The sequence below is a fragment of the Pandoraea sp. XY-2 genome (assembly GCF_004193915.1).
In the GTDB taxonomy this organism is placed as follows: Bacteria; Pseudomonadota; Gammaproteobacteria; order Burkholderiales; family Burkholderiaceae; genus Pandoraea; species Pandoraea cepalis.
The window spans coordinates 3,475,626-3,492,613 of sequence record NZ_CP030849.1 but is presented as its reverse complement, the minus strand read 5'-3'; the positions used below and the strand labels follow the sequence as shown (position 1 = coordinate 3,492,613).

The 16,988-nt window shown below is 65.2% G+C and carries 18 protein-coding genes and 1 tRNA gene; 8 read left to right on the top strand and 11 right to left on the bottom strand.

Features of this window, described 5'->3' with window-relative positions; translation table 11 throughout:
* Positions 1–185 precede the first annotated feature (185 nt).
* From DRB87_RS24295 to DRB87_RS15675, 6 genes are all read right to left on the bottom strand, one after another.
* Complete coding sequence (locus DRB87_RS24295) at positions 186–689, bottom strand: amidohydrolase family protein (RefSeq protein ID WP_370363997.1); 504 nt, start codon at positions 687–689, stop codon at positions 186–188.
* Positions 644–1,180, bottom strand: a complete 537-nt coding sequence (locus tag DRB87_RS24290) for an amidohydrolase family protein (protein WP_370363099.1) — start codon at positions 1,178–1,180, stop codon at positions 644–646. The genes DRB87_RS24295 and DRB87_RS24290 overlap by 46 nt, the downstream gene beginning before the upstream one ends.
* Before the next feature lie 34 nt (positions 1,181–1,214).
* Positions 1,215–1,769, bottom strand: a complete 555-nt coding sequence (locus DRB87_RS15690) for a 3-hydroxyanthranilate 3,4-dioxygenase (protein ID WP_130026564.1) — start codon at positions 1,767–1,769, stop codon at positions 1,215–1,217.
* Between the two features lie 44 nt (positions 1,770–1,813).
* Positions 1,814–2,248: a RidA family protein gene (locus tag DRB87_RS15685; RefSeq protein ID WP_130026563.1), complete on the bottom strand. Its 435-nt coding sequence runs from the start codon at positions 2,246–2,248 to the stop codon at positions 1,814–1,816.
* A gap of 89 nt (positions 2,249–2,337) precedes the next feature.
* The gene (locus DRB87_RS15680; protein WP_130026562.1) at positions 2,338–3,810 is read right to left on the bottom strand and encodes a 2-hydroxymuconic semialdehyde dehydrogenase; all 1,473 of its coding nucleotides are present in this window, start codon (positions 3,808–3,810) and stop codon (positions 2,338–2,340) included.
* 170 nt (positions 3,811–3,980) lie between these two features.
* The gene (locus tag DRB87_RS15675) at positions 3,981–4,547 is read right to left on the bottom strand and encodes an SRPBCC family protein (RefSeq protein WP_130026561.1); all 567 of its coding nucleotides are present in this window, start codon (positions 4,545–4,547) and stop codon (positions 3,981–3,983) included.
* Between the two features lie 312 nt (positions 4,548–4,859).
* Here DRB87_RS15675 and DRB87_RS15670 point away from each other — a divergent pair, with 312 nt between their 5' ends.
* From DRB87_RS15670 to DRB87_RS15645, 6 genes are all read left to right on the top strand, one after another.
* Positions 4,860–5,903, top strand: coding sequence for a LacI family DNA-binding transcriptional regulator (locus DRB87_RS15670; RefSeq protein ID WP_130026560.1), 1,044 nt, complete (start codon positions 4,860–4,862; stop codon positions 5,901–5,903).
* 186 nt (positions 5,904–6,089) lie between these two features.
* On the top strand, positions 6,090–7,103 hold the full coding sequence (locus DRB87_RS15665) for an extracellular solute-binding protein (protein WP_017234224.1): 1,014 nt from the start codon (positions 6,090–6,092) through the stop codon (positions 7,101–7,103).
* A 55-nt stretch (positions 7,104–7,158) separates the two neighbouring features.
* Positions 7,159–7,983, top strand: coding sequence for an ABC transporter permease (locus tag DRB87_RS15660; protein ID WP_130026559.1), 825 nt, complete (start codon positions 7,159–7,161; stop codon positions 7,981–7,983).
* Entirely contained in the window at positions 7,923–8,804 is an 882-nt protein-coding gene (locus tag DRB87_RS15655) for an ABC transporter permease (protein WP_370363098.1), read from the top strand. Before DRB87_RS15660 ends, DRB87_RS15655 begins: the two co-directional genes overlap by 61 nt.
* A gap of 43 nt (positions 8,805–8,847) precedes the next feature.
* Entirely contained in the window at positions 8,848–9,891 is a 1,044-nt protein-coding gene (locus DRB87_RS15650; protein ID WP_130026557.1) for an ABC transporter ATP-binding protein, read from the top strand.
* 7 nt (positions 9,892–9,898) lie between these two features.
* Positions 9,899–10,726: a phosphodiesterase gene (locus DRB87_RS15645; RefSeq protein ID WP_130026556.1), complete on the top strand. Its 828-nt coding sequence runs from the start codon at positions 9,899–9,901 to the stop codon at positions 10,724–10,726.
* Between the two features lie 106 nt (positions 10,727–10,832).
* Here the strand turns inward: DRB87_RS15645 and hmpA are convergent, their stop codons facing one another.
* The 4 genes from hmpA to DRB87_RS15625 form a co-directional block, all read right to left on the bottom strand.
* Positions 10,833–12,035 carry an NO-inducible flavohemoprotein gene (gene hmpA / locus DRB87_RS15640; RefSeq protein ID WP_130026555.1) on the bottom strand — a complete coding sequence of 401 codons (1,203 nt, stop codon included), beginning with the start codon at positions 12,033–12,035 and terminating at the stop codon, positions 10,833–10,835.
* A 201-nt stretch (positions 12,036–12,236) separates the two neighbouring features.
* Positions 12,237–12,506 carry a hypothetical protein gene (locus tag DRB87_RS23090; protein WP_165385337.1) on the bottom strand — a complete coding sequence of 90 codons (270 nt, stop codon included), beginning with the start codon at positions 12,504–12,506 and terminating at the stop codon, positions 12,237–12,239.
* 54 nt (positions 12,507–12,560) lie between these two features.
* Positions 12,561–14,138: a hypothetical protein gene (locus tag DRB87_RS15630; protein ID WP_165385336.1), complete on the bottom strand. Its 1,578-nt coding sequence runs from the start codon at positions 14,136–14,138 to the stop codon at positions 12,561–12,563.
* Positions 14,139–14,472: 334 nt separating this feature from the next.
* A complete protein-coding gene (locus tag DRB87_RS15625) occupies positions 14,473–15,708 on the bottom strand; it encodes a hypothetical protein (RefSeq protein WP_130026553.1) in 1,236 nt (411 codons plus the stop codon).
* A gap of 32 nt (positions 15,709–15,740) precedes the next feature.
* Here DRB87_RS15625 and DRB87_RS23085 point away from each other — a divergent pair, with 32 nt between their 5' ends.
* Positions 15,741–15,893 carry a hypothetical protein gene (locus tag DRB87_RS23085; protein ID WP_165385335.1) on the top strand — a complete coding sequence of 51 codons (153 nt, stop codon included), beginning with the start codon at positions 15,741–15,743 and terminating at the stop codon, positions 15,891–15,893.
* Positions 15,890–16,531, top strand: coding sequence for a DUF1415 domain-containing protein (locus tag DRB87_RS15620; RefSeq protein ID WP_240756017.1), 642 nt, complete (start codon positions 15,890–15,892; stop codon positions 16,529–16,531). Before DRB87_RS23085 ends, DRB87_RS15620 begins: the two co-directional genes overlap by 4 nt.
* A 380-nt stretch (positions 16,532–16,911) precedes the next feature.
* Here DRB87_RS15620 and DRB87_RS15615 read toward each other — a convergent pair.
* A tRNA-Thr gene (locus DRB87_RS15615) sits at positions 16,912–16,987 on the bottom strand.
* Position 16,988: the final 1 nt, after the last annotated feature.

Here is a 16,988-nt window from a genome sequence, read left to right as displayed (position 1 = left end):
AACAGGCAAACACTTTCCGCAGAGGACTCGCGCCGGGAGACTTGACCGCTTCTTCACGTCGGTCATCGCAGGCCAGGCGCGTCAGACTACCTAAATTGTTTAAGCGTCAAATATTTAAGTGCTCAGCGTAAACGACGCCTTTTACGTAGGCAAGCGATTTCAAAAACACCTCGGGAAAGCACCAGTTACAGGCCGAAGAACTCGCGGGCGTTCGCGGCCAGAATGCGGTGGCGAGCAACGTCGTCCAGATCGGGCTGTTCGGCCACCAGGCGACCGATGTCCTGCTCGCCGAGCGGGAACGGATGGTCCGAGCCGAGCATGACGCGCTCCGCGCCCATGGTGTCGACCAGCAGGCGCAAGGCGCGCGGGTCGAACACGGCGCTGTCCACGTAGAAACGATCCAGATAATGGGACGGCGGATGCGGGCTGTCGGCACGCACGATGTCGCGGCAATGCCAGGCATTCTCGGCACGGCCCAGCAGATACGGGAAGGCGCCGCCGCCGTGAGCGAAGCACAGCTTGAGCGAGCGGGGCAGACGCTCGAACGCGCCCGAGAGGATCAGCGAGAGGATCGAGAGCTGCGTCTCGGCAGGCATGGCGACGAGCCACGGCATCATCCATCGCTTCATGCGGCCATCGGTCATCATGTCCCACGGATGCACAAGCACGGGATGTGTTCGTTGCCGCAGTGCCGCAAGAAGGCCACGAGCTGTTCGTCGTCCAGGTCCTTGTCGCCGAGATGGTTGCCGATCTGCACGCCGACGTGGCCGCTCGCTTTGGCGCGCGACGCTTCCGCGCAGGCCAGATCGAGGTCCTGCAGCGGCACTTGCGCCATCGCCTTCAAACGTGACGGCGCGTAGGCACAGTGCTCGAGCGCCAGATCGTTCATGCGCTGCACCCAGTCCATGACTGCGTGCCCGTCGTAGCGATAGCCGAACATGATCGGCGTGGCACAGACCACTTGCAGGTCGATGCCGTGACGGTCGAGTTCTTCGACGCGCAGCGCGGGGTCCCACAGCGCGCGGTAGACCGGTCGGAAGGCGCGGTCGTCGATCATGATGTTGCCGGTCTCGCCGCCGTCGTCGATGCGCAGCCACGGCGCGGTAGCGGGGTCAAGGCGGGCCGCCTCGTCCCGCGTGATGCGCGGGAAGAAGTGGGCGTGCATGTCGATTTTCTTCATGACGTAACGGGTAAGGGGGGCGCGGCGTCGCGAATCAGGCCGACGCCGGTGCCGTAGTCTTGGGTTGCGCGGCGCGGCCCGGGTGGATCTCGCCGCAACTCGGGCAGCGGCGTAGCGACTCGGTGCCGTAGAACGTTTCGAACAGCGGCGGCAGGTCGGTCACAATGCTCTTGAGCTGCACTTCCACACGGTGAACCCGCGTGCCGCATTGGAGGCAGTACCACTCGAAGCCGTCGAGCAGGCCGGGCGGGCGCTGGCGCTCGATCACCAGGCACAGGCTTCCCGCTTCGGGCCGCTGCGGCGAGTGGCGCACATGCGGCGGCAGCAGGAAGATGTCGCCCTCCTTGAGGTCGATGCGCTCCGGGCGGCCGTCGATCCACAGATTGACCCACGCGTTGCCCTTGAACTGATAGAAAAACTCCTCGAGCGGGTCGTCGTGATAGTCGGTGCGATGGTTCGGTCCGCCCACCACCGTCACGATGAAATCGCTGTCCTGCCAGACCTGCTGATTGCCGACGGGCGGCTTGAGCAGCGGCGCGTGATCGTCGATCCAGCGCTGGAAATTGAAAGGCTTGCCATACGTCAACATGCTGTCTCCCGGGTCATGCGGCGTCAGGTGGAATCTCGGGGGCTTCAACGCGAACGCGGCGCGTAGGCCACGCACTTGATTTCGATAAGCAGCAACGGATGCGGCAACTGGTGGACGGCCACCGTGGTGCGCGTCGGCCCGCTCTCGTCGAAATACTCGCCGTACACCGCGTTGTAGCAGCCGAAGTCGTTCATGTTCACGAGGAACGCGCCGACGTCGACCACGTCGGCAAGGGTGGCGCCTTCGCTGGCGAGAATGTCGCGAATGTTTTCAATGACGGCGCGCGTCTGCTCACGAATGTCCAGCTGCGTCACGCCCAGCGCATCGACCTGCGCACCGGCGTAGGTGTTGTCCGGGCGGCGCGAGCTGGTGCCCGAGACGAACAGAAAGTCGCCGGCGCGCTTGATGTGTGGGAACTTGCCGCGCGGCTTGGCCTTGCCGGCCACCACGCGGGCCTGCGTGTCTTGCGATGCGCTCATGTGTCGTCAGTCTCCGTTGTGCCTTGTTCTTGGGACGGCGCACGGGTGCGGGGGGGCTCGACCCCCATCGATACCCCCGCACCGTCGCCTCACAGTTTGATGCAGATGTTGGTGATTTCGGAATAGAAGTCGAGCGAGTGGCGTCCGCCTTCGCGGCCCAGTCCCGAGCGCTTCACGCCGCCGAACGGCGTGCGCAGGTCTCGCAGGAACCAGGTGTTCACCCACACGAGCCCCGTCTGGAACTGACGCGCCACGCGATGCGCGCGCGACAGGTTCGTTGTCCAAACGCAACCGGCAAGTCCGTACTCGCTGTCGTTGACGCGGCGAATCACTTCGTCCTCGCTATCGAACGGAGCGACGTGGCACACCGGGCCGAAGATCTCCTCGCGGACACAGCGCGCCGTATCGGGCAGGCCGGTCCAGACCGTGGGCTGGACGAAGGCGCCGTCGTCGCGGGCATCGCCGAAGGCGGGCACGCCGCCGCCGGTCACGACCGTCGCGCCTTCTTCCACCGCCAGACGATAGTACGCGAGCACCTTCTCTCGATGTTTGCGAGACACGAGCGGACCCATCTGTACGCCGATGGCGTCGGGGGCGTCGATGCGCAACGCGGCGGCACGCTCGGCCAGCGCGGCGACGAAACGCTCGAAGATCGGCCGCTCGACATAGACGCGCTCGGAACACAGGCACACCTGACCCGCGTTGGTGAACGACGAGCGGACCACGCCATCGAGCGCGCGCTCGAAGTCGGCGTCCGCGAACACGACAGCGGCATTCTTGCCGCCCAGTTCGAACGAGATTTCCTTCACGCCGTCGGCCACGGCCTTCATGATCGCGCTGCCGGTCCGCGACTCGCCGGTAAAGGTGATCGCCGCTACGTCCGGGTGTTTCGTCAGGTGTTCGCCGGCCGAGTCCGGGCCGAAGCCGTGCACGAGGTTGAAGACCCCGGGCGGCACGCCGGCGGCGTCCATCACCTCGGCGAGCAGGGTGGCGGAAGAGGGCGTTTCTTCCGACGGCTTGGCGACCACGCAGTTGCCCATCGCCAGCGCGGGGGCCACCTTCCATGTGAAGAGCAGCAGCGGCAGGTTCCACGGCGAGATGATGCCGATGACCCCGAGCGGTTTGCGTGTGACGTAGCTCATGACGTCGCCCCCGTCGGCGGCGCGCATGTCGTACATCTCGGTGCCGGCCGTCTTGACGAGATCGGCGAACATGCGGAAGTTGGCGATGCCGCGTGCGATGTCGAGGGTGCGGGCCTGTTCGACGGGGCGGCCCGTGTCGGCCACTTCGGCCGCGACGAAATCGTCGAAGCGTGCCTGGATGCCGTCGGCGATCCGATGCAGCACGGCGGCGCGCTCGGCGGGCGTGGTGTTGCCCCACGGCCCGTCGTGCAGGGCACGGCGCGCGGCGCGCACGGCGCGATCGACGGTAGCGGCGTCGGCTTCGCAAACCTTCGCGACGAGCCGCCCGTCGACGGGGCTGACATTATCGAACTGGCGATCGGTGGCAATGAACGCGCCATCTACGTAGTGCCGCAGCAGCGGCGGAGTCGCAAGGCTCACGAGGTCTCCTGGAGCAGGGTGTTTTGCGGGGTGGCGAGGGCGTGAACGCAAGCGCACAACCGCCGGATGCCCTCCAGTCTAGGCATCCGGTTATATAAAAAATAATGAAAACTAACGTGGTGTCTATTCCTGATTGGAATAGCAGGGGCGGCAAGGAACAGCAGCCAGACTCAGTGGTGCGCGTCGTGGCTCATTCGTGTGCGCGCTTCGCGCAGGTCGCGCGCATCGCGTGCTTCGCCGATGGCGGCGGGCGGCAGGTCGGTGTCGAGGCACTCGACCAGATGGGCGTTGAGCAATGCCGCGAGGCCTTCGCCGCCACGTCGCATGACGTAGTTGTGATTCCAGCGGAACAGCGGACGGGCAATGGGCGCGAGCTTGTTCATCCAGGCGCGCTCCGTATGCACGTCCCAGGCATAGCGCACGGCCGTGATCGGCCCTTCCGTGTCGAAGCACCACACGCCGGTGCCTTCCAGCTCGCCTGATGCGACACTGCGCACCTCGCGCATCGGGTCGACGTGCGTGACGCGCGTCTCGATGGTGAGCGTGTAGGGCAGCGCACCGTGCCAGGTCAGCACACGCACCGCGCCCACGCCTTGCGCGTCGCCCGGATCAAGCGTGCGCACGTCGCGCACGCACGGCCACCACCGTGCCCAGTGGTCGACGTCGCGAATCGCGTCCCAGACTTCGTCCAGCGGCGCGGTGAGCCGCCACAAGGTGAGGAAGTGATAGTCGTTCATGGCCGATCCCGGTCGTGGAGGGAGAGGGTGCCGTCATGCCCCTTCGGGCAGGGGAATTTCAGTATAGGCGGCATCCCGGGGTCCGGCGTGCCGCTCGTGTCGACCACGCCGGGTAATGCGAGCCAGGGCTGGACGGGCGAATTGCCGGCGGTGTCTGCCCGTTGTCGTTCCTTGCCATTTTTCGGGGCGATGTCATGAATCCATCACATTGTCTCCATAGAATCCCGAAGTGAAAACGTTTTCGTAAACGTTTACATTTGCAAAAAATCCGTCAACGGCAAATGTCGACGGCACGACACAAGGGAGACTAGCGTGGCAGATATTCGGGACGTGGCGCAGCGCGCGGGGTGTTCGATTGCGACGGTATCGCGCGCGCTCAATTCGCCTCGATTGGTGCGTCCCGAGACGCTGGCACGCGTGCAGGCGGCTGCCGCCGAGCTCAAATTTCGTCCCAATGCGCTTGGCCGACAGTTACGCGGCGAGCGCACGGGACTGATCGGCGTGATGCTGCCCACGCTGGGCAACCCGGTCTTTGCCGATTGCCTGGAAGGCATTGAAGCGGCCATCGACGGCACGGGCCGACGGTTGTTGCTCGTTACCACCCAATACGACCCGGAGCGCGAGCGCAACGCCATCGAGACCTTGCTGCAACAGCGCGTCGATGGCCTGCTGCTGACGCTGGCCGATGCCGAGCACAGCGCGCTGCTCGACGATATCGCGGCGGAAGGCGTGGCATGCCAACTCGTCTATAACGATGCCCCGGAGCGTCCGTGCGTCTCCGTGGACAATCGGACCGCTGCCGCGCAGGGGGTGGCCATGCTGATCGAGGCGGGTCATCGCGACATCGTGATGGTGACGGGTGCGTTGCACGCATCCGACCGCGCCAAGCGCCGCTATCTCGGCTACGGCGATGCCATGCAAGCCGCTGGGCTGACGCCGCGGCCGGCCTTTGAGATCGACTTCAACAGCGGGGCCCGTGGCGAGCGGGTGCGCGAATGGCTGGCGCAGCGCGAGCGCGACGGCGCGCGTCCCACGGCACTGTTTTGCTCCAACGATCTGCTCGCCCTTGGCGTGATGCGCGCCCTGCGCGAGGCGGGGCTGCGGGTGCCCGACGATATGTCGGTGCTGGGTTTCGACGGGCTGGGGGTGGGCGAGCTGCTCTCGCCGACGCTGGCGACTGTCGTGCAGCCGAGTGTGGACATCGGCCGTCATGCGGCGCAACGCCTGCTCGCCCAGATCGACGCGCGCGCCGGCGCGACGCCCTCGCACGACGCCTCACTCGGCCATGCGCTGATTCTGCCGCACGAGATTCGCCGCGGCGGCACGGTGTCGGCACCGCCGCGCCGGCGGGGGTGAGACGCGCCATCGAACGGTATTGCACGGTTTTGAAGGGAAGGTAGTCGCAAGGAAAGCGGCCGACGACTGGCTCCGGAAAGAGAGTTCAGCGCCGGCCAAGGCAATCAGGCATCCGGGCACGAGGCCCGCACATATCCGGCGGCACGTGAGTTCCGCCAACGCTCAGACATTCAGGAGCTTACCAACATGAAGCTTTGGATCACCCGCGCCGCCCGCACGCTGGCGCTCTTCACCCTGCTCGGCGCTGGCGCCGCGCAGGCCCAGCAGACAGCCATCTGCTACAACTGCCCGCCGGAATGGGCCGACTGGGCCGGTCAGGTCAAGGCGATTGCGCAAGACACCGGCATTCGCGTGCCGCTCGATAACAAGAACTCCGGCCAGGCCGTTGCGCAATTGATCGCCGAGCAGAAAGCGCCGGTGGCCGACATTGTGTACCTGGGCATCACGTCTGCCATCGAAGCGGCGAAGAAGGGCCTGCTCGCGCCGTACAAGCCGGCGAACTGGGATCAGGTGCCGGCCGCCATGAAGGATCCGAACGGCATGTGGACGACGATCCACTCGGGCACGGTCGGCTTCTTCGTGAATCGCGACGCGCTGGAAGGCAAGCCGGTGCCGCGGTCGTGGGCCGACCTGCTCAAGCCGGAATATCGCGGCATGGTGGGTTATCTGGATCCGAGCAGCGCATTCGCCGGCTATGCCGCCGCGATTGCCGCCAATCAGGCGCTCGGCGGGTCGATGGACAACTTCGGTCCGGCCATCAGCTATCTCCAGAAGCTCAAGGCGAACGCCCCGATCGTGCCGAAGCAAACGGCGTATGCGCGCGTGCTCTCGGGTGAGATCCCCATCCTGATCGACTTCGATTTCAACGCCTATCGTGCCATCTACAAGGACCACGCCAACGTGCAGTTCGTGATCCCGAAGGAAGGTACCGTGTCGCTGCCGTACGTGATCGCGCTCGTGAAGAACGGCCCGCACCCGGACAACGGCAAGAAGGTGATCGACTACACGCTGTCCGACAAGGGCCAGGCGCATTGGGCGCAAGCGTTCCTGCGTCCGGTGCGCGCGAGCACGATGCCGGCCGAGGTTGCCGCCAAGTTCTTGCCCGCGAGCGACTACGCGCGGGTAAAGCCGGTCGATTTGCAGAAGCTCGCCGCGCAGCAGGACGCGTTCGGTCAACAGTATCTGAAGAACGTGCGCTAAGCACGCAGGGTCGTTTCGCCCTGACGTTCAACGAGGAAGAGGAGCAAAACAAGCGATGCGTGACCTGACTCTGCCGCGCGGCTGGCGCGTGGCACTGCTGCTACCGGCGCTGGCGGTCTTTCTGGCGTTCTGGCTGTTGCCAATGGCTGCCCTGGTGCAGGTGAGCGGCGACGGTCACGCGTTCGAGACCTATCGTGCCATTCTCACCAATGCGCGTTATCTCGACAGCCTGTGGCAGACCATCGTGCTCTCGGCGCTGGTCACCCTTGCCACGCTGGCGTTATCGCTGGTGGCGGGCCTCTTCCTCACCCGTCACGACTTCCTGGGGAAATCGGCGCTCGTATCGATGCTGACCCTGCCGTTGGCGTTTCCCGGCGTGGTGGTCGGCTTCATGGTCATCATGCTGGCGGGTCGTCAGGGGCTCATCGGCGATCTGTCGGCGAAACTCCTTGGCCACAAACTCGTGTTCGCGTACTCGCTCACCGGGCTTTTCATCGGCTACCTGTATTTCTCGATTCCGCGCGTGATCCTCGCCGTGATGGCCGCGGCGGAGTCGCTCGATCACTCGCTCACGGAAGCGGCCGCGTCGCTGGGCGCCGGGCCGTTCGCCATCGCGCGCGACGTGACGCTGCCTGCGCTGGCACCGGCGCTGATCGCGTCGGGCGCGATGTGTTTCGCCACCTCGGTCGGCGCATTCGGCACGGCCTTTACGCTGGCGACCGACATCGACGTGCTGCCCATGACCATCTACACCGAGTTCACGCTCAACGCCAACGTGGCGACGGCGGCGGCGCTCTCGGTGGTGCTCGGCGTGGTGACGTGGGCGGTGCTCATGCTGGCCCGCAATTTCACGGGGCAGGCGGTCGCCGCCGGAGGTTGATTCACATGCTCAAGAAAACACTTTTCACGCTGCAACTGCTGCTCACGCTGCTGATGTGTGCGTTCCTGCTGGTGCCGGTGGGCATGTCGATTCTCGCCGGGCTGTCGGTGAACTATTTCCGGGGGCCGTCGGCCGGCCTCACGTTCAAATGGGTGATCCAGGTCTGGCAGGACTATCACGACGCGATTCTGAATTCGATTTACGTTGGCGCCGCCACGCTTGTGCTGGTGACGCTGCTCGGGGTGCCGGCCGGTTACGTGCTGGCGCGCTGGCGCAGCCGCATGGCGCGCTGGATCGAGGAGCTGCTGACGTTGCCCATTGCGCTGCCAGGGCTGGCAAGTGCGCTCGCGCTGATCAGCGTGTACGGCGGCATGCGCGGCTTCCGCGAGAGTCTGGCGTTCATCGTCGTGGGGCACGTCATCTTCACGCTGCCGTTCATGGTGCGTGCCGTGGCGGCGGCGTGCGCCGACTCGCGCATCAAGCTGATGGAGGAGGGGGCGGCAAGCCTCGGCGCGGGTTTCCTGCGGCGCTTCACGACGGTGGTGCTGCCCAACATTCGCAGCGAGATCGTGGCGGCCGCACTCATCGTGGTCACGCTTTCGCTCGGCGAATTCAACCTGACATGGATGCTGCACACGCCCGACACCAAGACGCTGCCCGTGGGGCTGGCGGACGCTTACGCGTCGCTGCGCCTGGAGATCGGCAGCGCGTACACCGCGGTGTTTTTCGTGATGATCGTGCCGTTGCTGGTCGTCATGCAGATGACGGCGCAACGGGCCAAAGTGTCGAACGGGAAAACGTCGACGCGTGGCCGCACTTGATCCGGCGGATGCGAGTACGCCACCGAATGCTTAGGATATGACGATGAAACTGACTTCCATCCCGATTCATCTCGAACGCTGTGCCAAGACGTTTCACGGCACCACGGTACTGCAGCCCCTCGATCTGACGATCGGGGCGGGCGAGACGCTGGTGTTGCTCGGCCCGTCGGGGTGTGGCAAGACCACGACGCTGCGCATGATTGCCGGACTGGAGCGGCCCGACGCCGGCGGCCGCGTGCGCTTCGGCGACGAAGACGTCACGCGTCTGCCCATCGAGAAGCGCCGCGTGGGGATGGTGTTCCAGAACTACGCGCTGTTCCCGAACTTCACCGTGCGTGGCAACGTCGCGTACGGCCTGAAGCTGCGAGGCCTGCCGTCCGCGCAGATCGACAAGCGCGTGAACGAGCTGCTCGACCTCGTGCAGCTCACGCCGTTCGCCGAGCGCGCGATCGCGCAACTCTCGGGCGGTCAGAAGCAGCGCGTGGCGTTGGCGCGCGCGCTCGCGCCGGAGCCGCGCGTGTTGCTGCTCGACGAGCCGCTCACGGCCCTCGACGCCAAGCTGCGCGAGACGGTGCGCGCCGATATGGATCGTCTGCTGCGTGGCCTGGGGGTCACGACGGTGTACGTCACCCACGATCAGGACGAGGCGATGGCGTTGGGCGATCGTATCGTGGTGATGAGCGCGGGTCGCATCGAGCAGATCGGCGCGCCGCGAGACATCTACTATCAACCGTCCTCGCGCCATGTGGCCAACTTCGTCGGTACGATCAATCGTCTGGCCGGCGTGTGGCGCGAGGGGCATTTCCATCTGGAAGGCGGCCGTTTTGCCTGCCCGAATGTGCGTGCCGACGTGCAGGAGTTGTACTTCCGTCCGGAAGACGCGGTGGTCGTGGCCGCGGCCGATGCGCCGCTCGTCGGCCGTATCGAGGAAGTGCAGTTTCTCGGCGACCGCACCCGACTGACGCTGGGCGGCGTGTCCGCCGCGGGGTCGGTGCTGGTCGAAGTGTCCAGCCGTCGCGAGTGTCGCGTCGGCGAACAGGTCGGGTTGTCGCTGCCCGCCGCCCATGTCTTTTCGCTTCACGGATAAACTGCCCATGCTGTTCGCACAAATCAGCGACCTTCACATCAAACGGCCCGGCAAGCTGGCCTATCGGCGCGTGGATACCGCCGCCTATCTCGAGCGCTGCGTGGCGCGTCTGAATACGCTGGTACCGCGTCCCGAATTCGTTGTGCTGACAGGCGATCTCGTCGATTTCGGCGCGCGCGAGGAATACGAGCACCTGCGTCGTTTGCTCGCGCCGTTGCAGATCCCGTACTACCTCATCATCGGCAATCACGACGGTCGCGACGCACTGCGCGAGGTGTTTCCCGAGCACACGTATCTCGGCGAGCCGGGCAGCTTCGTGCAGTACACGGCGACGCTCGGCGCGCTGCGGCTCGTGGCGCTCGATACGCAGGACCCGCCCAACGGCGGTGGGCGCTTGTGCGACCAGCGTCTGCAATGGCTCGAAGCGGCGCTCGCCAGCGATACCGCCACGCCGACGGTGATCGCCATGCACCATCCGCCTTTCGCGTGTGGTATCGAGCACATGGACGCTCAGGCGCTCGACGCCGCCGATGCGGCGAAGCTCGCCGACGTGGTGCGCCGCTTCGACAACGTCGAGCGATTGATTTGCGGTCACGTCCATCGGCCGATTCATACGCGCTTTGCCGGCACGATTGCGAGCGTATGCCCGTCACCGGCCCACCAGGTCGCGCTCGATCTGCGCGAGGGCGGACCGTCCGCGTGGGCGCTCGATCCGCCGGCGTTCCAACTGCATCGATTCACGCCGCAGGTCGGGCTGGTCTCGCATCTGGCCTTCGTCGACGATGCGGGCGGCTCGCATCCGTTCTATGACGCCTCGGGCGCCCTGATCGACTGAGGTGTCATCGGCGGCGGCCCGCGCGGCGGGGGCGCCGCATCTCGATGACACAACGACACGAGGCCCCCAAATTCGGGGGCCTCGTGTCGTTTACCGCGGGGCTGGATCAGAGCAGGTGATCGAGCGCGTCCGGACCGAAGACTTCACGATGCAGACGCTCAGCCGGCACGCCGGCGTCACGCAGGGCGCGCCATTGCGTCTGCATGAACGGCACCGGGCCGCACAGCAGGTAATCGGCGTTGGCAGGCAGTGCGAGGCGCGAGATGTCCATGCGGCCGGCGTAACTGAAGTCGGCGCCTTCGCGTTCGTGGCTTTGCGGCGTTTCGAAGAACGTCGCCACGCGCAGGTTGGGCAGTTGCGTTGCCGCGAACGTCAGGTGACGGCGCAGGGCGACATGCGAGCCGTGGCGGGCGGCATGCGCGAACAGAATCTCGCGGCGCGACCCCTTGGCCGCCAGCGCGGCGACCATCGACATCATCGGCGTAATACCGACGCCGGCGCTGAGCAGCACGAGCGGGCGAGCGTCGTCGAGCGACGTCGTGAACTCGCCGTACGGCGCGCTCACGAGCAGGCGGTCGCCGGCCTTCACATTCGCATGCAGCCAGTTCGAGACCTGACCGGCCGGCTTCGTTTCGTCTGCGGCCTCAGCCTTGACGGTGATGCGCCAGTGCGCGGCTTGCGGTGCGTCGGACAGACTATATTGGCGGCGTTGTTGCAGGCCATCCGGCAGCGTCACCGAGACGCTCACATATTGTCCCGGGGCGAACTCACCCGGCGAGCCACCTTCGGGCGTGCTCAGGTAGTACGAGACGATGTGATCCGTTTCGCGGTCGACATCGGCCACCACCAGTTCGCGCAGCGCGCCCAGCGGCGAGTGCGTGCGTTCCGACAAACGAGCTTCGGCCGCGATCAGTTCGCCGGCGAGCAGCCAGTAGGCTTCGTCCCACGCGGCGATCAGTGCGGGCGTGGCGGCGTCGCCCAACACGTCCTTGATGGCGCCGAGCAGATGGCGGCCAACGATCGGGTAATGCGACGGCGTGATGCCGACCGACACGTGCTTGTGCACGATACGCTCGAGCACCGGCCCCAGCGCCGCGGCGTTGTCGATGTTCGCGGCGTACGCGAACACGGCCGAGGCGAGCGACTGTTGCTGCGCGCCACTGGCTTGATTGCCCATGTTGAAGAGATTGCGCAGCTCAGGATGGGCTTCGAACATGCTCGCGTAGAAGTGGCGCGTGATCGCAAGACCGTGCTCGCGCAAAACCGGAACACTCGCATCGATGTAGGGGCGGGAAGCTGCGGAAAGCATGGCAAAAACTCCTGAGTTTGTAAGATGCAATTCATATGCATCTTTTTTGTCGCACTTGTGGGTATTCCATTGGCACCGCCGGATCTCATTGTGCGGAAGATTCTCGGTGCGGCATTCGGTCGCCGGTGTCCCAGGGCTCACAACACGACCATCACTTTAGGGACCCGGCGAGCGCATTATAAGATGCAAATCAAATGCATGTTATAGGGATGCGGCGTAATGTCGCATCGGCGCGACGGGTGCGACCGGCGCCACGAATGCCACCGATGCGATCAAGGCCTCGGCCGCGGCGGGCACGCGCGACGAGGCCAACGAGGCCAACGAGACCAACGAGACCAACGAGACCGACGAGACCGACGAGACCGATGAGACCAACGAGACCAACGAGATCAACGAGACCGACGAGACCGACGAGACCGACGAGACCGATGAGACCGACGAGACCACTACGACCGAGGCAAGCGACGTCACTGACGCCACCAACGTCAGTGATGCAAGCCACGTCACCGGAGACTGAGCATTGCGCTAGCGACGGTTGGCGACCTTTCTTTGTGCGTTGAGGCGCGTCTCGGTGACGAAGGCAAAGCTGGCCCGTACGAATCGAGTGCGCTCGGCCGACAGGAACGAGAGCGCCGTGTTTCCGCAACGATTGGGCAAAGTAGGATCCCCGCCGTAGCGCAATGCCGTGGTGAGCATATAGTCGGCGAAAATGGCGCTCTCCCGGATGCGGGTCGCGCCCGAAAGGGCGTGCATGAGGGTGTTACCGTTCGGCTCGCAGACGTTGGCGTTCGGATTCAGCGCGAGCAGCACTTCCGCCGCACCGCAGTACCCCTGCCGGGCCAGCCACAGTACAGGGGGCGTGCCATCGGGGTGCGGCTGTCCGATATCGATGCCATCGTGCAGGAAAGACATTCCCAGTTGAACGAGTGCTTCGTGTGGGAGCAGCGGGTCGTGGCCCTGCTCGCAGAGACGACGCGCCTCGGCGGCCAGAGCGATAACGAAGGGCGGCACGTGGCGGTTGCTGTTTTGCGCAGACAGTCGCGCGGGGGGCGATACGCCACGCTTCGCTCGTTCTCGCGCCTGCGTAATCATCGTGTGATTCAGCCGCAGGTACTGCGCGAGTCCCTCGCCAAGCAGTGCGTATGCCGTCGTGCCTTCACGGTTGGGCTCATCGGGATCTCCGCCGAATCGCATGGCGAGGTTGAGCATGAAGAACGCGCAGACTGCGTGCTGGCGGAGGTGCGTTACCGCCGCGAGATAGTGCATGAGCGTATTGCCGTTGCGGTCGGCGCTGTGGCGGCCCGCACCCAGGGCGAGCAGCGCTTCGGCGGCTGCGCAATAGCCGTTCAGGGCGAGCAACATGACGGGGGGCGATCCCGTGCGCGAGCGCAGGGACAGATCGGCGCCATGCGACTGGAGCATCGCCCCGAACTGGTAGAGCGACAGGTGCGGGACCAGCAGGTCGTGGCCTTGCAGGTGAAGGCGCTGGGCTTGCGCGGCCAGCGCGGTGGCGACCAGTGGCACACCGTTCGAGGTGCGCTGATTGGCGTCGGCGCCGAAGCTCAGCAGTGCGGGTAACCACTCGGGAGCGACCTGGCTGCACACGTGCGAGAGTGGGAGATAGACGATGCCCGGGATCTCGGACGCGGCGACATCGTTGGTCGTATCGCGGCCGCTGGCGACCAGCACCCTGAGCGCTGCCGCGATTGTGCCCGTGGGTTCGGCGGGAGGCGCCTCGTTCAGAATCGAATCGACAAACACGCTCAGGTAGGCCGAAGGCGACGCCGCGAACCGGAGCCAGAGTTGCAATCCTTCGTCGCTCAACAGTAACGCGGCGTCTTCGGGCCGCAATCGTTCACGGCGCGCCCGGTCGATGAAGATGCCGGCTTCGTCGAGCTTGGCGAGGGTGCGGTCCTGCGCTGACATGCAGAACAGCGTGGCCATCGAGAATGCCATTTCCTCGGGACGCGCCACGCCGGTAGCCAGGCAACTGTCGCGTAGCGCTCGACCCGCCGTCGTGTTCAGGTTCATCAGGATTTCCCACGCCTGTTGCGACGAGCATTGCCCGTCTCGCCTGGCGATCAGCAGGCGATCGAGCGTCATTTCGGACAGGGCAAGGGGGGGTGCGGCGGCGCGTGACCCGTTAGGAACAACGTCGGGGGTATCGAGCAGCGGCGCGGGACTTGGATAAGAAGAGGGGGCGGCGTAAGAGGACGCCGCCGCCAGTGGGGATCGAGGCATGGAGGATATGGGTGTGTGAAAAACGTGAGCGCGTGAAAGATGTGAGCGATAGCAACAACGAGTGAAACGCGGCGCATCGAGCCTGCGTCGCAATACGGCGTGTCACGACGCATGGCGCATGACTCACGACATGTTGCGACGGCCACGTCGGAATGCTGTGCGATGGACGACGGCGGATCTCCGGCCGACGGGCGCGCTAGATAAGTGCGCGAATCCGTCGACGCGCGGTGGTTCTGACGATCTCCAGGCGCTGATCGCCGATTTGCAAGGTGGTTGACAAGGGTTCGGAAAGCCAAGAGCGAGGCGTTTGTCCTGCACGGTTGGCTCGGTCCATGTCGCCGCCGTAGCCTGACGCGACAGCGAGGGCGTGACGCGCGAGGCAGGCGCAATCGAGCTTTACCGGGTCGTCTTGCAAGCGAACGACGTGCGCGAGATGGTGCATCAGTGTGTTGCCGTTCCGGTCGGGCGTGTTCGGATCGGCGCCAGCGGCCAGCAACGCTTCGGCGGCACCGCAGAGCCCATGGAACGTGAGCAATGCCGGCGCGGGCATGCCTTCCCGATTCGATCGCGCGAGATCCGCACCCTGCCGCCTGAGCAGTTGCGCGAGCTGGTGCAGTGAGTCGTGCGGATCAAGGGGATCGTGACCGGCGGTGTACAGGCGAAGCGCCTGTGCGCGCATGGCCACCACCGTCAGCGGCATGCCCTGGTCGTTCATCTGCTCGGCGCACGCGCCGAGTTGGAGCAGGCGGCGCAGCCACTGCGGGGCGGTCTGGCTGCACAAATGCGCGAGCGGATTGCGAGGTGCCGTGGCGGTCGGGTTCGCGGGCGTGGCATCGGTCTTGTCGCGCCCGACCGCCACCAGCACGCGGAGGATCTTGTCGATGCGCGCGCGGCTCTTGGTGGTCGCTTCGCCGAAGACGTCGGAGCCGTCGAACACGCTCAGATAGCAGGTGGGAGACGCGGCGTATTGCAGCCAGAGTTTCAGCCCTTCGTTGCTTCGCAACAAGGCGGCGTCGTCGGCGCGCAGTTGCCGGGCGAGTGCCGGCACCAGGAAGATGCCGACGTCGATCAATCGATCCAGGGTGCGTTCCTCCTCGGGCGTGGTGAGCAGCGTCGCCATCTGGAGGAACAACGGTCCGTTGGGGGAGGCGCTCTCGCACGCGAGCCGCAACTCACGACTCGCGTAGGCTTGCGGGTCAACCAGGGCGCGCCAGATGTCCTGGGTGCGATATTTGCTCGACTGCTGGGCGTTGAGCAATTGACTGAGCGTCATGGCCGTCAACGGCGCGGTATCGATGCTGTAGACGCGGCGCGCTACGTTGCGCCCGATGGCGGGCGGGGCGGGCGAGAGGATTTCGGGCGAGCTGGCGGCGGGCGAGAGGATTTCGGGCGAGCTGGCGGCGGGCGAGGGAATGGACGACGGACCGGGCATAGTCGTTGGGCACGTGGCGGTGGAAAAGCCGCATGGTGGCGCATAAGCCGCCGGTCGATCTTGGCATTTGTGCCCCGGGATTATCGGTGGCGGGCATGCGGGTGGAAATGCGGGCGGAAATGCGGGTGGGAAGCGCTGGGAATTACAATGCGATATTCATGATTTATCGCCAAATGCTTGTATGACAGAGAAGACCTTTCCGGCCGCTGACGCCGCGCCCCCTTCGGTGCAAGCGCAGGACTCTGAGGCCGTGATTGCGGCGACGCGCCATTGGCTCACACGCGCGGTGATCGGGCTGAATCTTTGCCCGTTTGCGAAGGCGGTGCACGTCAAGGAACAGATTCGCTATGCCGTGAGCACCGCATGCGATACGGAAGGCGCGTTGCTCGATCTCGAACGCGAGTTGCAGTGGTTGGCGCAAGCCGATCCGCGGGGCGTGGACACGACGCTGCTGATCATGCCGGGCGCGCTGCTCGATTTTCACGAGTACAACGACGCCTTGTTCTTCGCGCAGCGCATGCTCAAGCAGTTGCGTCTCGAAGGCGAATTGCAGATCGCCAGTTTTCACCCGGACTATCAATTCGAGGGCACGTCACCGGACGACGTGGAGAACTACACGAACCGCTCGCCGTATCCGATATGGCATTTGCTGCGCGAGTCGAGCATCGATCGCGCGGTCGAGGCGTTCCCCGAGGCCGAGGCGATCTTCGCGCGCAACGAAGCCCTGATGCGGCAGATGGGCGTGGCGGGCTATCACGCGTGGATGGCGCGGACGGCGGAGGATGAGGACGGGGCGAACGATAATGGGATCGGCGGTGCCTAAGAGATGCGCCGAACGGCGGGGGATATCCGCAGTCGCGGTGTCAGCGAGTTAGGGCGCGACTGGAAGGGCGGACGGGAGACGGTCGTGGGCGCCATCGATCGAGCGAGGTATCGACGATGCCCTCGGATGTCGTCGGCAAGTCGATACGTCTTTTGTGCTGGTTTCGCTGTGCGAGCTTCAGCGTCTGTCAGTGCCATGATCGCGACTCCCTGCCTGTTGGGGGCATGGGTCGCCGGAGGCTCAGTTGTGCCCCCAAAATGCCCCCAGATTGCTCGAGGTTGGGGGGCATTGCACGGTACCTCGCGAACAAACAAAAAACCCGCAAAGCTAATGCTTATGCGGGTTTTAAGGACTTCGTCATATCCAACGATTTAAGTCGCTGGTGCCGGAGAGAGGAATCGAACCCCCGACCTTCTCATTACGAATGAGCTGCTCTACCGACTGAGCTACTCCGGCG